14 protein-coding genes are annotated in these 17,973 nt (G+C 60.6%); 3 read left to right on the top strand and 11 right to left on the bottom strand.

Features of this window, described 5'->3' with window-relative positions:
• Window positions 1-65 precede the first annotated feature (65 nt).
• The 3 genes from betA to betI form a co-directional block, all read right to left on the bottom strand.
• The gene (betA, locus tag PseAD21_RS21615; protein WP_102357707.1) at window positions 66-1,769 is read right to left on the bottom strand and encodes a choline dehydrogenase; all 1,704 of its coding nucleotides are present in this window, start codon (window positions 1,767-1,769) and stop codon (window positions 66-68) included.
• Between the two features lie 249 nt (window positions 1,770-2,018).
• Window positions 2,019-3,491, bottom strand: a complete 1,473-nt coding sequence (gene betB, locus PseAD21_RS21610) for a betaine-aldehyde dehydrogenase (RefSeq protein WP_102357706.1) — start codon at window positions 3,489-3,491, stop codon at window positions 2,019-2,021.
• Between the two features lie 89 nt (window positions 3,492-3,580).
• Window positions 3,581-4,174 (bottom strand): transcriptional regulator BetI, encoded by a 594-nt coding sequence (betI, locus tag PseAD21_RS21605; protein WP_025108530.1) that lies wholly within the window; start codon window positions 4,172-4,174, stop codon window positions 3,581-3,583.
• 424 nt (window positions 4,175-4,598) lie between these two features.
• On the opposite strand from betI, the gene betT reads away from it, so the two are divergent.
• The gene (gene betT, locus PseAD21_RS21600; protein WP_102357704.1) at window positions 4,599-6,596 is read left to right on the top strand and encodes a choline BCCT transporter BetT; all 1,998 of its coding nucleotides are present in this window, start codon (window positions 4,599-4,601) and stop codon (window positions 6,594-6,596) included.
• 253 nt (window positions 6,597-6,849) lie between these two features.
• Here the strand turns inward: betT and choV are convergent, their stop codons facing one another.
• The 3 genes from choV to PseAD21_RS21585 all read right to left on the bottom strand — a co-directional run bounded on the left by choV (window position 6,850) and on the right by PseAD21_RS21585 (window position 9,884).
• Window positions 6,850-8,028 (bottom strand): choline ABC transporter ATP-binding protein, encoded by a 1,179-nt coding sequence (gene choV / locus PseAD21_RS21595; RefSeq protein WP_102357703.1) that lies wholly within the window; start codon window positions 8,026-8,028, stop codon window positions 6,850-6,852.
• On the bottom strand, window positions 8,025-8,870 hold the full coding sequence (choW, locus tag PseAD21_RS21590; protein ID WP_102357701.1) for a choline ABC transporter permease subunit: 846 nt from the start codon (window positions 8,868-8,870) through the stop codon (window positions 8,025-8,027). The genes choV and choW overlap by 4 nt, the downstream gene beginning before the upstream one ends.
• 66 nt (window positions 8,871-8,936) lie before the next feature.
• Window positions 8,937-9,884, bottom strand: a complete 948-nt coding sequence (locus PseAD21_RS21585; protein WP_102357700.1) for a choline ABC transporter substrate-binding protein — start codon at window positions 9,882-9,884, stop codon at window positions 8,937-8,939.
• 434 nt (window positions 9,885-10,318) lie between these two features.
• Here PseAD21_RS21585 and PseAD21_RS21580 point away from each other — a divergent pair, with 434 nt between their 5' ends.
• On the top strand, window positions 10,319-11,695 hold the full coding sequence (locus PseAD21_RS21580; protein ID WP_102357698.1) for an L-serine ammonia-lyase: 1,377 nt from the start codon (window positions 10,319-10,321) through the stop codon (window positions 11,693-11,695).
• Window positions 11,696-12,217: 522 nt separating this feature from the next.
• Window positions 12,218-13,321 carry a GlxA family transcriptional regulator gene (locus PseAD21_RS21575; protein WP_007949927.1) on the top strand — a complete coding sequence of 368 codons (1,104 nt, stop codon included), beginning with the start codon at window positions 12,218-12,220 and terminating at the stop codon, window positions 13,319-13,321.
• A 127-nt stretch (window positions 13,322-13,448) separates the two neighbouring features.
• On the opposite strand, the gene PseAD21_RS21570 is transcribed toward PseAD21_RS21575, so the two are convergent.
• The 5 genes from PseAD21_RS21570 to PseAD21_RS21550 form a co-directional block, all read right to left on the bottom strand.
• Window positions 13,449-13,712, bottom strand: a complete 264-nt coding sequence (locus PseAD21_RS21570) for a hypothetical protein (protein ID WP_102357696.1) — start codon at window positions 13,710-13,712, stop codon at window positions 13,449-13,451.
• A 371-nt stretch (window positions 13,713-14,083) separates the two neighbouring features.
• On the bottom strand, window positions 14,084-15,247 hold the full coding sequence (locus tag PseAD21_RS21565) for a gamma-butyrobetaine dioxygenase (RefSeq protein ID WP_102357695.1): 1,164 nt from the start codon (window positions 15,245-15,247) through the stop codon (window positions 14,084-14,086).
• A gap of 23 nt (window positions 15,248-15,270) precedes the next feature.
• Window positions 15,271-15,747: a thioesterase family protein gene (locus PseAD21_RS21560; RefSeq protein ID WP_102357693.1), complete on the bottom strand. Its 477-nt coding sequence runs from the start codon at window positions 15,745-15,747 to the stop codon at window positions 15,271-15,273.
• A gap of 139 nt (window positions 15,748-15,886) precedes the next feature.
• Window positions 15,887-16,852, bottom strand: coding sequence for an L-carnitine dehydrogenase (locus PseAD21_RS21555; RefSeq protein WP_102357692.1), 966 nt, complete (start codon window positions 16,850-16,852; stop codon window positions 15,887-15,889).
• Between the two features lie 214 nt (window positions 16,853-17,066).
• Window positions 17,067-17,954 carry a 3-keto-5-aminohexanoate cleavage protein gene (locus PseAD21_RS21550; RefSeq protein ID WP_093429893.1) on the bottom strand — a complete coding sequence of 296 codons (888 nt, stop codon included), beginning with the start codon at window positions 17,952-17,954 and terminating at the stop codon, window positions 17,067-17,069.
• Window positions 17,955-17,973: the final 19 nt, after the last annotated feature.

The following is a 17,973-nucleotide window of genomic DNA, read 5'->3' as shown; positions in this document are numbered from 1 at the left end:
GGCGGAGCGTCACGGGATGCATTCCCACGCAGAGCGTGGGAACGATCAGGTGGAGGTATTACGTCTTACTGAGCAGCCGGGGTGATATCACGCATCGGCTTGCCCTTCACCGGCGCACCGCCAGCGACGTAGTAGGCAGCGTTGCTACGCGGCAGTGGCTTGCGGCCACGGATCTTGTCGGCGATTTTCTCGGCGATCATGATCGTCGGCGCGTTGAGGTTGCCGGTGGTGATGATCGGCATGATCGAGGCATCGACCACACGCAGGCTCTGCATGCCGTGGACGCGACCTTCGCCATCCACTACAGCCATCTCGTCGGTGCCCATTTTGCACGAGCAGGACGGGTGGAACGCAGTTTCGGCGTGCTCGCGGATGAACGTGTCCAGCTGCTCATCGGTTTGCACGTCGATGCCCGGGCTGATTTCGCGGCCACGGAAGGCGTCCAGTGCCGGCTGTTGCATGATTTCGCGGGTCAGGCGGATGCCGTCACGGAATTCCTGCCAGTCCTGCTCGGTGGCCATGTAGTTGAACAGGATGCTCGGGTGCTGGCGCGGGTCTTTCGACTTGGCCTGGATGCGACCACGGCTTGGCGAACGCATGGAACCCATGTGCGCCTGGAACCCGTGCTCTTTCACACCGTTGCTGCCGTTGTAGTTAATCGCCACCGGCAGGAAGTGGTACTGGATGTTCGGCCATTCGAACTCTTCACGCGTACGGATGAAACCGCCGGCTTCGAACTGGTTGCTGGCGCCGATACCGGTGCCGTTGAACAGCCATTCGGCACCGATGGCCGGCTGGTTGTACCAGAGCAGCGACGGGTACAGCGAAACCGGCTGAGTGCAAGCGTATTGCAGGTACAGCTCAAGGTGATCCTGCAGGTTTTCACCAACGCCCGGCAGGTCGTGAACGACCGGGATGTCGAGGCTTTCCAGCAGTTTCGCCGGGCCTACGCCGGAGCGCTGCAGAATCTGCGGCGAAGCGATGGCGCCGGAGCACAGCAGGACTTCTTTGCGCGCTTTGACTTCAACACGCTCTTCAGCCGAGCCGACCAGGTAACGCACGCCAACCGCACGCTTGCCTTCGAACAGGATCTTGTCGGTCAGGGCGTGGGTGACGATGGTCAGGGTCGAACGCTTTTTGGCAGTGTCGAGGTAGCCACGGGCGGTGGAAGCACGACGGCCGTTCGGCGTCACGGTGCGGTCCATCGGGCCGAAACCTTCCTGCTGGTAGCCGTTCAAGTCTTCGGTGCGCGGGTAACCTGCCTGCACGCCGGCTTCAACCATGGCGTGGAACAGCGGGTTGTTGCCAGCCTTCGGCGTGGTCACGCTGACCGGGCCTTCGCCACCGTGGTAGTCGTTCGGGCCGATGTCGCGGGTTTCCGCTTTACGGAAGTACGGCAGGCAGTCCAGGTACGACCAGTCTTCCAGACCAGGCAGTTTTGCCCAGCCGTCGTAGTCCATCGCGTTGCCACGGATGTAGCACATGCCGTTGATCAACGAAGAACCGCCGAGGCCTTTGCCGCGACCGCATTCCATCCGGCGACCGTCCATGTGCGGCTCCGGATCGGTTTCGTACGCCCAGTTGTAGCGACGACCCTGCAGCGGGAATGCCAGTGCAGCCGGCATTTGCGTGCGGAAGTCGAAACGGTAGTCCGGGCCGCCGGCTTCGAGCAGCAGAACGGTGACGCCTTCGTCTTCAGTCAGACGGGTCGCCAGGGTGTTACCGGCCGAGCCGGCACCGATGATGATGTAATCGAATTCTTGGGACATTGAATGCACCCTCTTTGAAGTTGGTCAGGTCAAGATCGCCGGGACGCTGCAAAGCCTAAGCAGAGGAGGAAACTCCCTGTGGAGAAGATCCTCTGTGGTGAGGGGATTTATCCCCGACCGGCTGCGCAGCAGTCGTAAAGTCAGCGACTGGGTTCTGTCTGGAGAATTGCAGTTTCTGGAGGGGCTGCTTTGCAGCCATCGGGGATAAATCCCCTCGCCACAAAGACCCCGTCCAGACTCTGGGTCAGATCAGAACACCGAGACGTAATCGCCCAGCTCGACCTGTACCGATTTGATGCGGGTGAAGTTGTTCAGCGAGCTGATGCCGTTCTCACGGCCAACACCCGACTGCTTGTAACCGCCGACCGGCATTTTGGCGTCGGACTCGCCCCAGGCGTTGATCCAGCAGATACCGGCTTCCAGTTGATGAATCACGCGGTGGGCGCGGTTCAGGTCTTTGGTGACGATACCGGCGGCCAGGCCGAAGTCGGTGTCGTTGGCGCGGCGGATCACTTCCTCTTCGGTCTCGTAGGAGAGGATCGCCATCACCGGGCCAAAGATTTCTTCACGGACGATGGTCATGTCGTCGGTGCAATCGGTGAACACGGTCGGAGCAACGAATGCGCCTTTGGCGAATTCGCCGTCGGTCAGACGCTCGCCGCCGCATAGCACGCGGGCACCTTCTTCTTTACCCTTGGCGATGTAGCCCAGCACGCTTTCCATGTGCGGGAAGCTGACCAGCGGGCCGAAGTTGGTGTTTTCGTCTTCCGGGTTGCCGATGCGGATGCGCGCTACGCGCTCAACGATCTTGGCTTCGAAAGCGGCTTTCAAGTGGCTCGGTACGAACACGCGGGTGCCGTTGGTGCAGACCTGACCGGAGCTGTAGAAGTTGGCCATCATTGCGGTGTCGGCGGCGCGATCCAGATCGGCGTCGTCGCAGATGATCAGCGGGGACTTGCCGCCCAGTTCCATGGTCACGTCTTTGAGCGACGAAGCCGAAGCACTGGCCATGACCTTCTTGCCGGTGTCGGTGCCGCCGGTGAAGGAGATTTTTTCGATGCGCGGGTGCTCGGTCAGCCAGGTGCCGACTTCACGGCCGCTGCCGGTCAGAACGTTGAACACGCCGTTTGGCAGGCCGGCTTCGGTGTAGATCTCGGCCAGTTTCAGGGTGGTCAGCGAGGTGACTTCGCTTGGTTTGAAGATCATCGCGTTACCGGCGGCCAGGGCTGGCGCGGATTTCCACAGCGCGATCTGGATCGGGTAGTTCCACGCGCCGATACCGGCAACCACGCCCAGCGGCTCGCGACGGGTGTAGACGAAAGCGGTGTCACGCAGCGGGATCTGCTCGCCTTCGATCGCTGGCACCAGGCCTGCGTAGTATTCCAGTACGTCGGCGCCGGTAACGATGTCGACGTATTTGGTTTCGGAGAAGGCTTTACCGGTGTCCAGGGTTTCCAGCGCGGCCAGTTCATCGTTGCGCTCGCGCAGGATGTCGACGGCGCGACGCAGGATGCGCGAACGCTCCATGGCGGTCATCGCGGCCCAGATTTTCTGGCCCTTTTCAGCGCTGACCACGGCACGCTCGACGTCTTCCTTGGTCGCACGTTGCACTTTGGCGAGGACTTCACCGTTCGCCGGGTTGATGGCTTCGAAAGTGGCATCGCTGCCAGCGTCGGAGTACGCGCCATCGATGTAGAGTTTTTGCAGTTCGAAACGGGCCATAGTGTCCTCGCAAGTGCATTAGTGGTTGGCGTTGACCACCGCGGTGGTGCTGCGGTGGCGGTTCAGGGGCCGAGCGTTTTCTGTGTGCTCTAGCTCACCTGCTTGGCCAATTGGAAATCCATGTATTCGTAAGCGATCTGTTGCGCCTGCGCGGTGTCGAAAGCGTCTCCCGACAGCGCGCCGCGCAACCACAAGCCGTCAATCAACGCTGCCAGTCCACGCGCTGCGCTGCGCGCATCTTCGAGCGGCAACACACGGCGGAACTCGCAGCACAGGTTGGAATACAGACGGTGATCGTTGATCCGCTGCAACCTGTGCAAAGACGGCTGGTGCATGCTGGTGGCCCAGAAGGCCAGCCAGGTTTTCATTGCCGGGCCATTGACCTGGCTGGCGTCGAAGTTGCCTTCGATGATCACCTGCAGATGCGCCCGTGGGCTGCTGTCTGCCAGCGCCTGACGGCGCGCGGTGACGTTCTCGCTGAGGACGTTCATCAGATACCGCATCGTGGCGGCGATCAGGCCGTTCTTGTCCTGAAAGTAATGACTGATGATGCCATTCGAGACACCGGCCAAACGGGCGATCAGCGCAATGCTGGCGTCCCCCATACCGACCTGATCGACCGCTTGCAACGTGGCTTCGATCAGTTGTTGGCGGCGGATGGGTTGCATACCGACCTTGGGCATCTTGCACATCTCCTTAGGCCTTCCGGCAGACGAAAAACGGCTGCTGGATTGAGGGCCAGTCTATTTTGTTTTGATTGAACGTTCAATCAACAAAGAATAAGATCTGCGACAAATCGTCGCTGCTTACAGGTTTTTCCTACGTGTAAATGGCGATAAACCGACATCCGAAAATGCTTGAAACCTGCGTGGGGCATGGCGCGGTTCGCGATTCGATGGACGTGTTGAATGGGCAAGACGCTCAGGGCCAGGTTTCGGATGAACGTCCGGGCCTCGGCCACGAAAGCGATTCGCAGCGCCATTTCGGCAGGTTCGGGCTTTTTCGGGGTGTCTTTATATCACCCGCCGGTCGGCTGCCAACTAACCGAATGGTCGGGTTCCGTGTTGCCTTGTGTTCTTCTCTCGCACTGCCTGGAGCATTTGTGCCATGAGTTCTGCCTCGCTTATAAAGACCCCGCCCGAGAAGGTGACGGTCAACGGTTGGGTGTTCTACACCTCTACCGCGCTGATTCTGTTGTTGACCGCCATTCTGATTATCGCCCCGCAAGAGGCCGGCAGATTGTTGGGTATCGCTCAGGCCTGGTTGTCGCGCAGCTTCGGCTGGTACTACATGGTGGTGATCGCCGCCTACCTGGTATTTGTCGTCGGTCTGGCGTTTTCCTCGTACGGCAAACTCAAACTGGGCAGCAAGGATGACACCCCGGATTTCAGTTACGGCGCCTGGGCGGGGATGCTGTTCTCGTCGGGTATCGGTATTTCGCTGCTGTATTTCGGCGCCTCCGAGCCGCTGGACCACTACTTCAATCCGCCGGAAGGCGCAGCGGCCACCAACATGGCCGCGCGTCAGGCGGTGCAACTGACATTCCTGCATTGGGGCCTGCACGGCTGGGCGATCTACGCACTGGTCGGCTTGGCTGTTGCGTACTTTGCCTACCGTCATAACCAGCCGCTGGCACTGCGCTCGGCGCTGTATCCGCTGGTCGGCGAGCGTTGGGTCAAGGGCGCTGCCGGTCACGCGGTAGACGGCTTCGGCATGTTCGTGACCCTGCTGGGGCTGGTGACCAACCTGGGGATCGGCTCGCTGCAAGTGTCGTCGGGCCTGGAAAATCTGTTCGGCATGGAGCACAGCAACACCAACCTGCTGATCGTGATCATCGTGATGAGCACCGTGGCGACCATCGCTGCCGTGTCCGGCGTGGAAAACGGTATTCGTCGTCTGTCTAACCTGAACATTGTGTTGTTCAGCGGTCTGCTGATTTTCGTCCTGTTGTTTGGCCCGACTTTGCATCTGCTCAACGGCTTCGTGCAGAACATCGGCGACTACCTCAATGGCATCGTGCTGAAAACCTTCGACCTTTATGTGTACGAAGGCGACAACGCCAAGTCCGAGCGCTGGATGGGCCTGTGGACTCTGTTCTACTGGGCGTGGTGGATTTCCTGGGCCCCATTCGTAGGCATGTTCATCGCGCGTATTTCCCGTGGTCGTACCGTGCGTGAACTGGTCGCTGGCGTGCTGCTGATTCCACTGGGCTTCACTCTGGCCTGGCTGTCGATCTTCGGTAACTCGGCGCTGGACCTGGTGGTGAACCATGGCGCGGTGGAACTCGGCAAGACGGCGCTGGAACAGCCGTCGATGGCAATCTATCAATTGCTTGAACACTATCCGGCGTCGAAAGTCGTTATCGGTGTGTCGATCTTTGTTGGTTTCGTGCTGTTCCTGACCCCGGCCGACTCTGGCGCGGTAATGATGGCGAATCTGTCCTGCAAGGGCGGCAACGTTGACGAAGATGCCCCGCACTGGCTGCGAATATTCTGGTCGGTGGTGATCACCCTGGTGACCATCGGTCTGCTGTTCGCCGGTAACTTTGAAGCCATGCAAACCATGGTGGTGCTGGCCGGTCTGCCGTTCTCGGTGGTGTTGGTGTTCTTCATGTTCGGCCTGCACAAGGCGATGCGCCAGGACGTGCAGATCGAACAGGAGCAGGCGCAACTGGCTGAACGCGGTCGTCGTGGCTTCAGCGAACGCCTGACTCAGCTGGATCTGCAACCGAGCCAATCGGTGGTGCAGCGTTTCATGGACAAGCAAGTCAGCCCGGCACTGGAAGATGCGACGGCGCAGATGCGTGCGCAGGGTCTGCAAGTGCAAACGCTGCTGGGTAAATCCAAACGCTGCATGGGCGTGCGCGTCGAGATGGAAGAGGGCAACCCTTTCGTCTACGAAGTGAGCCTGGACGGCTACCTGGCGACCCCGACCGAATCGGCCCAGTCCGATGAGGCGCGCCAGCGTTACTACCGCGCCGAGGTGTATCTGCACAACGGCAGCCAGGACTACGACCTGATGGGCTTCACGCAGGATCAGATCACGCGGGATGTGCTCGATCAGTTTGAAAGCCATCGGCAGCTCCTTGGCCGGGTGTACAGCTAAGACTTGAAGTTCTGCAGTGCAATCAGCCGCACCGCAGAACCATTGTGGCGAGGGGATTTATCCCCGATGGGCTGCGAAGCAGTCCTGCAACCGTCAAACGCGGTTTTCCTGGATTACCGCGTTTGACGACTTGGGGCCACTTCGCGGCCCATCGGGGATAAATCCCCTCGCCACAGATCCTGTATTCACAGCTGAATATCTGCACTAACAAAAACGCCGCGATCCTCTCGCGGCGTTTTTGTGTCTGAGGTTCTTACCCCAGGTTCTTGCCCAGCAACGCGTGATACAGCTCGCTGTCGCCAAGAATCCCCACCACATGGTTGTTGTCGTGCAGCACCAGTTTGTTGCCGGTCTGGTAGCGAATCTGCAGTGCGTCACGCATGCCGATGTTCGAGTCCACCAGTGTTGGCTTGCGCTCCAGTCCTTCCACCGCTTGTCCCGGTGCCCAGTTCTGCAGGTTCAGCACCGAACCGTTCTGCCGTGCACCCTTGATGGTGTTGCCTTCGGCCAGGTCCAGCCAAGAGTCACCACCCGGATCCAGACACACCGAGCCGTTGATGCGTTTGCAGTTGTCCAGCGTGCGCATCAGGCTGCGGCCGCAGAGCACGTTGAGCGGGTTGGTGTGGGCGACGAAGGTGCGCACATAGTCGTCCGCCGGGTTCAGCACGATCTCTTCCGGCACGCTGTACTGGATGATCCGGCCGTCCTTCATGATCGCGATGCGGCTACCCAATTTGAGCGCCTCGTCGAGGTCGTGACTCACAAACACGATGGTCTTGCTCAGCTTGCGTTGCAGCTCCAGCAGTTCATCCTGCAGGCCCTGACGGATCAGCGGGTCGAGTGCCGAGAACGGTTCGTCCATCAGCAGAATGTCGGCGTCCATGGCCAGCGCCCGGGCCAGGCCCACACGCTGTTGCATACCGCCGGAGAGTTCATCGGGCTTCTTGTTGCGCCATTGGGTCAGGCCTACCAGTTCGAGCTTGTCGTCGACCAGCTTGCGGCGTTCCTTTTCCGGTCGGCCCTGCATTTCCAGACCGAAACTGATGTTCTCGCGCACTGTCAGCCACGGCATCAGGGCGAATTTCTGGAACACCATGGCGATGCGTTTGGTGCGCATCATCTTCAGTTCGGCCGGGGTGCAAGAGGCGATGTCGATTTGCTTGCCTTCATGCTCGACGAACAGCTTGCCGCGACTCACGGTGTTGAGGCCGTTGATGCAGCGCAGCAGGCTCGATTTGCCGGAACCGGAGAGGCCCATCAGCACGCAGATCTCGCCCTTGTTGATGTCCAGGGTGGCTTTTTCCACGCCGACGATCTGCCCGGTCTTTTTCAGGATCTCGTTACGGGTCATGCCCTGATCCAGCAGCTTTAGCGCCTCGCGTGGATCCTTGGAGAAGATTACGTCAACGTCTTCGAAGCGAATTATGCTCATGCGTCACCCCCTGCTTTGGCGTCGGGTTGTTTGCAGATACGGTCGAGCATGATCGCCAGCAGTACGATCGCCAGGCCCGCTTCGAAGCCAAGGGCGATATCAGCAGTGTTCAGTGCGTTGACCACCGGTTTGCCGAGTCCGTCGGCGCCCACCAGTGCCGCGATCACCACCATCGACAGCGACAGCATGATGCACTGGGTGATGCCGGCAGCGATGCTCGGCATGGCGTGAGGCAGTTCGATCCGTGAGAGCAATTGGCGACGCGAGCAGCCGAAGGCCTTGCCGGCGTCCATCAGTTCTTGCGGGACATCGCGGATGCCCAGGTAGGTCAGGCGGATCGGCGCAGCGATGGCGAACACCACCGTGGAGATCAGGCCTGGCACCACACCCAGCCCGAAGAGGGTCAGGGTAGGAATGAGGTAAACGAAGGTCGGTACGGTCTGCATCAGATCGAGTACCGGACGCATTACAGTGTAGAACATCGGCTTTTGCGCGGCGACGATGCCCAACGGCACGCCGATGACCACGCAGACCAAGGTCGCGAACATGACCTGGGCGAGGGTTTCCATGGTCTCCTGCCAGTACCCCAGGTTGAGGATCAGCAGGAACGAGGCGATGACGAACACCGTCAGCCCCCATTTGCGTTGAATGAAGTGGGCCAGCAGGGCGATGAGGCCGATCAGCACCAGCGGGTTGAACCAGGTTAGCGCAAACGTCACGCCGTGGATCATCGTTTCCAGTGTCACGGCGATCGCGTCGAAGGTGCTGGCGCCGTGTTGCGTCAACCATTCAACGAAGCCCGCGATGTACTGGCCTAAAGGGATTTTCTGATCAATCAGCATGGTAGTGAACGTCCGCATGCAAGGAATAAACAGCCCGGGCGAGCGAACTCGCCCGGCGTAAGGCAATTACTGTGCGAGCTTGGCTTTCACGGCCTCCAGGCCTGGTTTACCGTCAATGGTGGTCACGCCAGCGAGCCAGGTATCAAGCACCTGTGGATTCTTTTTCAGCCAGGCCTTGGCAGCCGCTTCAGGCTTCATCTTGTCGTCCAGGATGTTGCCCATCAGGGTGCTTTCCATGTCGACGGTGAACTCCAGGTTCTTCAGCAACTGACCGACGTTGCTGCATTCGGTGACGTAGCCCTTGCGGGTGTTGGTCGCCACGGTCGCAGCACCGAAATCGGGGCCGAAGAAGTCATCGCCGCCGGTCAGGTATTGAATCTTGAAGCGCTTGTTCATCGGGTGCGGCGCCCAGCCGAGGAAGACCACGGCGGTGTCGCGTTTCTGCGCGCGGTCGACCTGCGAGAGCATGCCGGCCTCGGACGATTCGACGACTTTGAAGCCGGCGGCTTTCAAACCGAAGGCATCCTTGTCGATCATGCTCTGGATCAGGCGGTTGCCGTCGTTGCCAGGCTCGATGCCGTAGATCTTGCCGTCGAGTTCTTTCTTGAATTTGGCGATGTCGGCGAAGTCATGCAGACCCTTGTCGTACAGGGCTTGTGGTACGGCGAGGGTGTACTTGGCACCCTTGAGGTTGGTGCGCACCACTTCGACGGTGCCGGCATCGCGGTAAGCCTTGATGTCGTTTTCCATGGTCGGCATCCAGTTACCGAGGAACACGTCCATGTTCTTGCCGTCGGCCAGCGACTTGTAGGTCACGGGCACGGAAATCATGGTGGTCTTGGTCTTGTAGCCGAGGGCGTCGAGCACCACGGAAGTGGTGGCGGTGGTCGCGGTGATGTCGGTCCAGCCGACATCGGAGAAGTTCACGGTACTGCACTGAGCGGGTTCTGCAGCTTGAGCCAGTAACGGCAGACTCAGCATGGCGGCCAACAACAACGACGGGGAACCTTTCATGGATGGACTCCTGGATGTTTTTTTTGGCAGTGTTCCGACTGGACCACCGCACTTATAGGTTGCGGTTGGATGGCGTTCTGGAGACAGCTCTACCACGGCGCCTTGCAATCGAGTCATAACGATCATGTACCAGTGAAAATCTGACGCCTACAGGGTGCGTCGTATCCAGTACAGGGATGGTCGTATCTAGTGTCAGTGACGTCGTTTACAGCTTTTTTCTGCCCCGGTCGGCCCTCTGAGCTGCATAAAAACGGCGAAAAACCGGGGTGAAAACGGCGCGGCGCTGGTGGGCATGAGTGCGTCGGTGTCAGACGCCGGGCGACCTGACAAAAGCCTGATGATGCGGGCATTCCGGCGGATCGCAGCTTGAGCGTAGCAGCTCCGCCAGCGGGCGCTTAAAGCCCGGGAACGGCATCCTCAGGAGCTCTGCAGCAATGGCTATCAGCGTTTTCGACCTGTTCAAAATCGGCATTGGCCCGTCCAGTTCCCACACCGTCGGCCCGATGCGCGCCGCCGCCCTGTTTGTCGAATCGCTGCGCGACAGGCACCTGCTCGAACAGGTGCGTCGTATAGAAGTGCAATTGTTCGGATCGCTGTCGGCCACCGGCATCGGTCACGGCAGCGACAACGCGGTGATCATGGGCCTGATGGGCGAGTGGCCGGACGCAATCGACCCGTCGCAGATCGGCCCGCGGATTCAGGCGCTGCGTGAAACCCACACCCTGCTATTGGATGGCCGTTTGTCGGTGCCGTTTGTCTGGGCGCGTGACATGCGCCTGATCGACGAGAACCTGCCATTCCACCCCAACGCGATGACCTTGGTTGCCGAGGGCGATCATGGGGAAATTCATCGCGACACCTACTATTCGGTCGGTGGCGGTTTTGTGGTGGATCAGGCGCAGGCGTCCAGCGGCGTGGTCGATCTGGATCGCACCGAATTGCCTTATGACTTCTCCAGTGCGGTGGAGCTGCTGGAGCTGTGCAAACAGAACAACCTGCGCGTCGCCGAACTGATGATGGCCAATGAAAAGGTCTGGCGCAGCGAAGAGGAAATCCGCGCCGGGCTGATGACGCTGTGGCGAGCGATGCAGGATTGCGTCGAGCAAGGCCTCAAGCACGAAGGCATCCTCCCTGGCGGCTTGAACGTGCGCCGGCGTGCGGCCAAGTTGCATCGCAGCCTGCAGGAATTGAACAAGCCCAACGTAATCGGCTCGACCCTCAGTGCGATGGAGTGGGTCAACCTGTTTGCCCTCGCGGTGAATGAAGAGAACGCGGCGGGCGGGCGCATGGTCACGGCACCGACCAACGGTGCGGCAGGGATCATCCCGGCGGTGTTGCACTACTTTATGAAGTTCAGCGAAGCGGTCACCGACGCCAACGTGGTCGACTACTTTCTGGGCGCGGCAGCGGTAGGCATTCTGTGCAAGAAGAACGCCTCGATCTCCGGTGCCGAAGTCGGTTGCCAGGGCGAGGTCGGTTCGGCCTGCGCGATGGCGGCCGCAGGGTTGGCGGAGATTCTCGGCGCGACGCCGGAGCAACTGTGCAACGCGGCGGAAATCGGCCTGGAACATAACCTGGGTCTGACTTGCGATCCGGTCGGCGGCCTGGTGCAGGTGCCATGCATTGAGCGCAACGCGATTGCCGCGGTGAAGGCGATCAATGCCGCGCAGATGGCGTTGCGTGGTGATGGTCAGCACTTCATCTCGCTGGACCGGGTGATCCGCACCATGCGTGATACCGGCGCGGATATGCATGACAAATATAAAGAGACATCGCGCGGTGGTTTGGCGGTCAGTGCGGTTGAGTGTTGAGTCAGCAATACCGAGTTGAGTTCTTCGCGAGCAGGCTCGCTCCCACAGGAGCCTGTATTTCAAATGTGGGAGCGAGCCTGCTCGCGAAGGGGCCAGACCAGTCAAAACTGCTCGCTAAGTGAACACGCATAATTCCACACGCCACCTTTTGGCGCGTCGCAATCAGATAAGAGTCTTTCCCACCCGCAGTGCGCCATTCGCACCTCCTACCGTCCGTCACCTGTGCCTGCGGTGACACTCTGAAACAATTGCGCGCAAGCCCGTTCCCACAAGTGCTACCGATCTGCTCACAGGCAACGGGGCAGCGCTTTTGCCGCCGTTGATGGCACTTCGAACGGCCTTTTGTCGGACGGCTCGTATAGACACGTCGCGACGTCGTTTTCAGGAGTTATTGAACGGCCATTCAATTTTAGGCATGGCAATTGCTCTGTCATAACAAAGCCCGTCTCCCACGCGAGAACGCGGCAATAACAAGAGCCTCCGCCTGAGGCCATCACCCGCTTTGTGTGAGGAGATACCGCGATGACGTCGTTCAACTCCGGGGCCCAACCCCAGAACCGTGCGCCTCAATCCATCGGCTTTCTGCTGCTGGACAATTTCACGCTTATTTCTCTGGCCTCCGCAGTAGAGCCTCTACGCATGGCCAACCAATTGTCCGGTCGTGAGCTGTATCGCTGGAGCACCCTCACCGTCGATGGCGGCCAGGTGTGGGCCAGTGACGGTCTGCAAATCACCCCCGACGCTTCCATGCACAAAGCCCCGCCCCTGGACACCGTGATCGTCTGCGGCGGCATTGGTATTCAACGCACCGTGACCCGGGAACACGTTTCATGGCTGCAAAGCCAGGCGCGTCAGTCCAAGCGTCTTGGCGCGGTGTGTACCGGCAGTTGGGCCCTGGCCTGCGCCGGCCTGCTCGACGGTTTCGATTGCAGCGTGCACTGGGAATGTCTGGCGGCGATGCAGGAAGCTTTCCCGCGCGTGGCGATGAGTACGCGTCTGTTCACCCTCGACCGTAACCGTTTCACCAGCTCCGGCGGCACCGCGCCACTGGACATGATGTTGCACCTGATCAGCCGCGATCACGGCCGTGAACTGTCCGCCGCGATCTCGGAAATGTTTGTCTACGAACGCATCCGCAACGAGCAGGATCACCAGCGTGTGCCGCTCAAGCACATGCTTGGCACCAACCAGCCGAAGCTGCAGGAAATCGTCGCGCTGATGGAAGCCAACCTCGAAGAGCCGATCGACCTCGACGAACTGGCGGTGTACGTCGCCGTGTCGCGTCGACAGCTGGAGCGGCTGTTCCAGAAGTACCTGCACTGCTCGCCGTCGCGCTATTACTTGAAGCTGCGCCTGATCCGCGCCCGGCAACTGCTCAAGCAGACGCCGATGTCGATCATCGAAGTGGCCTCGGTGTGTGGTTTCGTCTCGACGCCGCACTTCTCCAAGTGCTACCGCGAATACTTCGGCATTCCGCCGCGTGACGAGCGCGTAGGCTCCAACACCACGCAGCAAGTGGCGATGCTGCCGCTGCCACAGGCGATCGTGATGTCGCCGCTGTCGGGGCCGATGTCGGCGTTGAGTCAGGCGCGTAATGAGTCGACGTTTGCCAGCGTAAGGCTCTGAACCGAGTCATCGTTCTTCGTCGGAACGCCGCCCGGAGACAGGCTCGCTCCCACAGGATCTGCGTCGGACACAAGTGTTGTGTTCACCCGGATCACTGTGGGAGCGAGCCTGCTCGCGAATGGATTTATCAGGCGCTATGGCTTTGCTGGAAATCCGCCAACGCCGGCAACAACTGCTTGTCGATCGCCTGACGCACCGCAGGCTGAATGCTGGCGCCGCTGGTGTACATGTCCTTGACCATTTTGCGCAGTTCAAAAGCGCGAACATTATTCAGGCCGCGCACGGCATGCTCGCAAGCCTGTTCGGCGGTCGAGCCGCTTGGCACCTGAATATCCAATGCCTTGAGCTGGCCCAACAGGTCTTCCTGATCTATCAAATCGGCGTACATCATGGCGCGAATCCTTCTTCGTCAACGGAGGTCGTGGCTCGATTCTGGTAGGCATGCGGGGGGACGGCAAGGGTGAATTGTCGCAGTGGCCGGGACGGCTATGAACAGGTCGTTTTCGGCTAACTCGCCGCCAAGGGGAGTGGGCACACTGGACTCAGCTCGCTACACGACGGTTTGGTCACCCTCGACTGGCAGCTCCTCAACAGTACCCTCTGCCCCGATCCTGTCACGGCTTGTATCGGGGCTTTTTTTGCCTGTGAATCAGAGAGGAGGGTGTTGATTGATCTGACGCCATCGCGAGCAGGCTCACTCCTACAGGGGGAATGCATTTCAAATGTAGGAGTGAGCCTGCTCGCGATGAACGATGACGCGGTCTAGCGTTGCAATACCAATATCCGCGACAACAACTCGTCCCGATCGATGTAGCACCCCTGGAAATGCCGCGCCCCGGTCGCCGGATCAAACGCATTGCGCGCATGCAACGTACGGCGGTTATCGAAGCACCACAGCTCACCCGGATCAAGTCGCTGCATCAGCCGAAACCGTGGCTCGCGGGTCATGGCGATAAAGCGTCGATAGGCGCGATACAGCAGTGGCATCTGCTCCACCGACGTATCGAATGCCCCGCGCAGAAAGTTCGCCATGCGAATCTCTGCAATCCGACCCAACGCGTCCAGCGCAATGATCGGTGCCAGGCAGCGATAGTCGCTGTGGCGATCCTTGTTGCGGAACTCCACGGGGATTTCGCACAGCGCCTGAAACAGCTCCGGCGCTTCCTGACGCAACGCGTCGGCAATCGCAAAACCATCGACAAAAATACTCTCGCCACCTTCGGCGTCATTCACCAGGCAATGCAGAAACTGCAGCCCCGGTTGCAGCTCGCGGGTCGGCAAATCGGTGTGCAACGGCAGGTTGAAAGCGGTGTAGGCGTTACTGTCGGCGTCGGCCTTGGACTGCACGTTGAACAGCACGCCGAAATTGCTCTCGCGGATGAACGAAATACGCTGCGCGATCAGCTTCAGCGAGCCCGGTTCGGTGGGCACGCCGCGCACCTGGGTCAGGCCGATGTCGCGCACCGCGATGAGCCATTGCAACAGGGCGGCGTTGTCATTCATCAGTGCGGCGTAGTCGAACACCGGCAACTGCAGATCACTGCGCCACAGGTAAGCCTTGGGCTTGGTGGCCAGTCGCTCGGCCCGGGAGGCATCGTCGTAGGCGTGGGCACGCAACCAGCCGGGGTCGAAGCGGCTGCGGTGGCCGTCCTGCCAGTCGATGCGCAGGCAGCCGTCGTGGTCGATATGGGCGGCGGCAGGCTTGAGGTCTGCAGCAGCGTCGACGATCTCGAACACCTGCTCGCGGGTGACGGTGTAGACGCACTGCTCGCACGGGCAGTTATCTCGCAGCCAGACATGGTGAAACGGGCTGATGCGGCCATCGGCCCAGGCAATCGCAACGCGATCCGCCAGACTCTGCACGCCGCTCAGCGCGCTGATCAACGGATAAGTACGGAAATCGGCTACAGCGGCAGCGGTGTTCATGGCGGCTCCTTGGTTGGGCGGGGTTACCGGGCGGGTGGCAGGGCAATGACGCGGCCGAGGTAAGCCGGGGCGGGCAGGTCGTTCTGCTCGGCGACGATGGCTTGCAGGCGGCGCAGGGTGTCTGGGGTGAACGGCGCCGAACGCGGGCCGGCGAGGTCGACGTGCAGCAACATCTGTTCGTTGCCGGCCAGTTCCTTGTCGTCGCCGGTCAGGTGCAGGCTGTGATAAAGGTGCAGGCGTTTGCTGTCGTGGCCGATGATCTGCGTGCGCACCTCGACCTCGGCGTCGAGCTTCACTTCGTGCAGGTAATTGAGGTGCAGTTCGAGGGTGAACAGCGAATGGCCGCTGGCTTCGCGGTTGTTACTGTCCATGCCGAGACGATCCATCAGGGCATCGGTGGCGTAGCTGAAAATCAGCAGGTAGAAGGCGTCGCGCAAGTGGCCGTTGTAGTCGACCCAGTCGGGGATGATTGTGGTTTGGTAGGTGGTGACGTGGGGCATGTTTTCTCCTGACGCGATCGTTCCCACGCTCTGCGTGGGAACGCCTCTTGTGACGCTCTGCGTCACGCTTCTGGGACGCGGAGCGTCCCGGGCTGCATTCCCACGCAGAGCGTGGGAACGATCAACTGCTGAGCAAGGATTACTCGCTGAAACTCATCCCGTGCTTTTCCTTGGTGGTTTTCACCGCCTCCAGCACCGCCAGCAAGCAATCATCACGATAGCGCTCCAGCGCCGAAATGCTGTGGCGTCCGAGCTGGTCGCTGGTGCCGTCGACCACGTCATCAATCAACTTGTCAGTCAGTTCCGGTGCCGGCAGATAGGTCCACGGCAACTGCAGCGCCGGACCGAACTGCGACATGAAGTGACGCATCCCCGCGTCACCACCGGCCAGCGTGTAGGTCAGGAATGTGCCCATGAACGACCAGCGCAACCCAGCGCCAAAACGGATCGCGTCATCGATCTCGCCAGTCGTCGCCACACCGTCGTTGACCAGGTGCAGCGCCTCACGCCACAGTGCTTCGAGCAAGCGGTCAGCGATGAAACCCGGTACTTCCTTGCGCACATGCAGCGGGCGCATGCCGAGGGATTGGTAGACTTTCATCGCCGCTTGCACGGCTTCGGGCGCGGTGTTCTTGCCGCCGACCACTTCCACCAGCGGCAACAGGTAAACCGGGTTGAACGGGTGACCGACCACGCAACGTTCCGGGTGGGTCGAGCTCTCGTAGAACTCGCTCGGCAACAGGCCCGAAGTACTTGAGCCGATCAGCGCGTTGGGTTTGGCCGCCGCGCTGATTTTGCTGTGCAGCTCCAGTTTCAGCTCAAGGCGTTCCGGGGCGCTTTCCTGGATGAAGTCGGCATCGCGCACGCATTCTTCGATGGTTGCGACAAAGCGCAGGCGATCCTGCGACGCACCGGGCGCCAGACCGTTTTTCTCCAGCGCGGCCCAGGCATTGGCCACGCGTTTGCGCAGCGCGGCTTCAGCGCCAGGCGCCGGGTCCCAGGCCACCACGTCGAGGCCGTGGGCGAGGGCGCGAGCGACCCAGCCGCTGCCGATGACACCGCTGCCGAGGGCGGCGAAGATTTTGATGTCGGTGATAAAGCTCATAGGCCACGTCCTGAAAATGTCGGTGATCCCTGTGGAAACTCTGTTCTTGTGGCGAGGGGATTCATCCCCGATCGGCTGCGAAGCAGTCGTAAAACCAGCGCTCTCGGTCTATCTGATGCCCCGGGTTGTCAGGTTTTGGGGCGGCTTCGCCACCCATCGGGGATAAATCCCCTCACCACAAAATTCATTTCACAGAGGGAAATGGGTGGTTGGGTTAACCGCGCTGGGTCAGGCCCATTTTCTTGCGACCTTCCGCCGGGGTCAGCACCCGGGCGCCGAGTCGGCTGAGGATCTCGGTGGCGCGTTCGACCAGTTGGCCGTTGGTTGCCAGCACGCCTTTGTCCAGCCACAGGTTGTCCTCGAGCCCGACCCGCACGTTGCCGCCCAGCAGCACCGCTTGCGCGGCCATCGGCATCTGCATGCGGCCAATGCCAAACCCGGCCCACACCGCGTCAGCGGGCAGGTTGTCGACCATGGCTTTCATGGTGGTGGTGTCGGCCGGTGCGCCCCACGGGATGCCCAGGCACAGCTGGAACAGCGGGTTGTCGAGCAGACCTTCCTTGATCATCTGCTTGGCGAACCACAGATGACCGGTGTCGAAAATTTCCAGCTCGGCCTTCACGCCCAACTCGGTGATGCGCTTGGCACCGGCACGCAGTTGCGCCGGCGTGGAGACGTAAATGGTGTCGCCGTCGCCGAAGTTCAGGGTGCCGCAATCGAGGGTGCAGATTTCCGGCAACAGTGCTTCGACGTGCGCCAGACGGGTCAGCGGGCCGACCAGATCGGTGTTGGGGCCAAACTCCATCGGGTTTTCGCCAGCACCAATCTCCAGGTCGCCGCCCATGCCGGCGGTGAGGTTGACGATGATGTCGACGTCGGCCTCGCGGATGCGCTCCATCACTTCGCGGTACAGCGCCACGTCGCGGCTGAACTTGCCGGTCTGCGGGTCGCGCACATGGCAGTGCACAACAGTGGCGCCGGCCTTGGCCGCTTCAACGGCCGCCGCAGCGATCTGTTTCGGCGTGACCGGCACGTGGGGGCTCTTGGCGGTCGTGTCGCCAGCACCGGTGAGTGCGCAGGTGATGATGACGTCGTGGTTCATGGTGCGGTTTCCTTCAGGC

This window comes from Pseudomonas sp. AD21, from assembly GCF_002878485.1.
GTDB lineage: Bacteria > Pseudomonadota > Gammaproteobacteria > Pseudomonadales > Pseudomonadaceae > Aquipseudomonas.
The sequence above is the reverse complement of the archived record's forward strand: the minus strand, read 5'-3'. Positions and strand labels throughout refer to the sequence as shown.

Coding starts and splice junctions, on each gene's coding strand:
- PseAD21_RS21550 (WP_093429893.1), bottom strand. CDS start 17,954: ATGAACCACGACGTCATCATCACCTGCGCACTCACCGGTGCTGGCGAC.
- choW (WP_102357701.1), bottom strand. CDS start 8,870: ATGCTGATTGATCAGAAAATCCCTTTAGGCCAGTACATCGCGGGCTTC.
- PseAD21_RS21580 (WP_102357698.1), top strand. CDS start 10,319: ATGGCTATCAGCGTTTTCGACCTGTTCAAAATCGGCATTGGCCCGTCC.
- PseAD21_RS21575 (WP_007949927.1), top strand. CDS start 12,218: ATGACGTCGTTCAACTCCGGGGCCCAACCCCAGAACCGTGCGCCTCAA.
- betB (WP_102357706.1), bottom strand. CDS start 3,491: ATGGCCCGTTTCGAACTGCAAAAACTCTACATCGATGGCGCGTACTCC.
- betI (WP_025108530.1), bottom strand. CDS start 4,174: ATGCCCAAGGTCGGTATGCAACCCATCCGCCGCCAACAACTGATCGAA.
- PseAD21_RS21570 (WP_102357696.1), bottom strand. CDS start 13,712: ATGATGTACGCCGATTTGATAGATCAGGAAGACCTGTTGGGCCAGCTC.
- PseAD21_RS21555 (WP_102357692.1), bottom strand. CDS start 16,852: ATGAGCTTTATCACCGACATCAAAATCTTCGCCGCCCTCGGCAGCGGT.
- PseAD21_RS21560 (WP_102357693.1), bottom strand. CDS start 15,747: ATGCCCCACGTCACCACCTACCAAACCACAATCATCCCCGACTGGGTC.
- choV (WP_102357703.1), bottom strand. CDS start 8,028: ATGAGCATAATTCGCTTCGAAGACGTTGACGTAATCTTCTCCAAGGAT.
- betT (WP_102357704.1), top strand. CDS start 4,599: ATGAGTTCTGCCTCGCTTATAAAGACCCCGCCCGAGAAGGTGACGGTC.
- PseAD21_RS21585 (WP_102357700.1), bottom strand. CDS start 9,884: ATGAAAGGTTCCCCGTCGTTGTTGTTGGCCGCCATGCTGAGTCTGCCG.
- betA (WP_102357707.1), bottom strand. CDS start 1,769: ATGTCCCAAGAATTCGATTACATCATCATCGGTGCCGGCTCGGCCGGT.
- PseAD21_RS21565 (WP_102357695.1), bottom strand. CDS start 15,247: ATGAACACCGCTGCCGCTGTAGCCGATTTCCGTACTTATCCGTTGATC.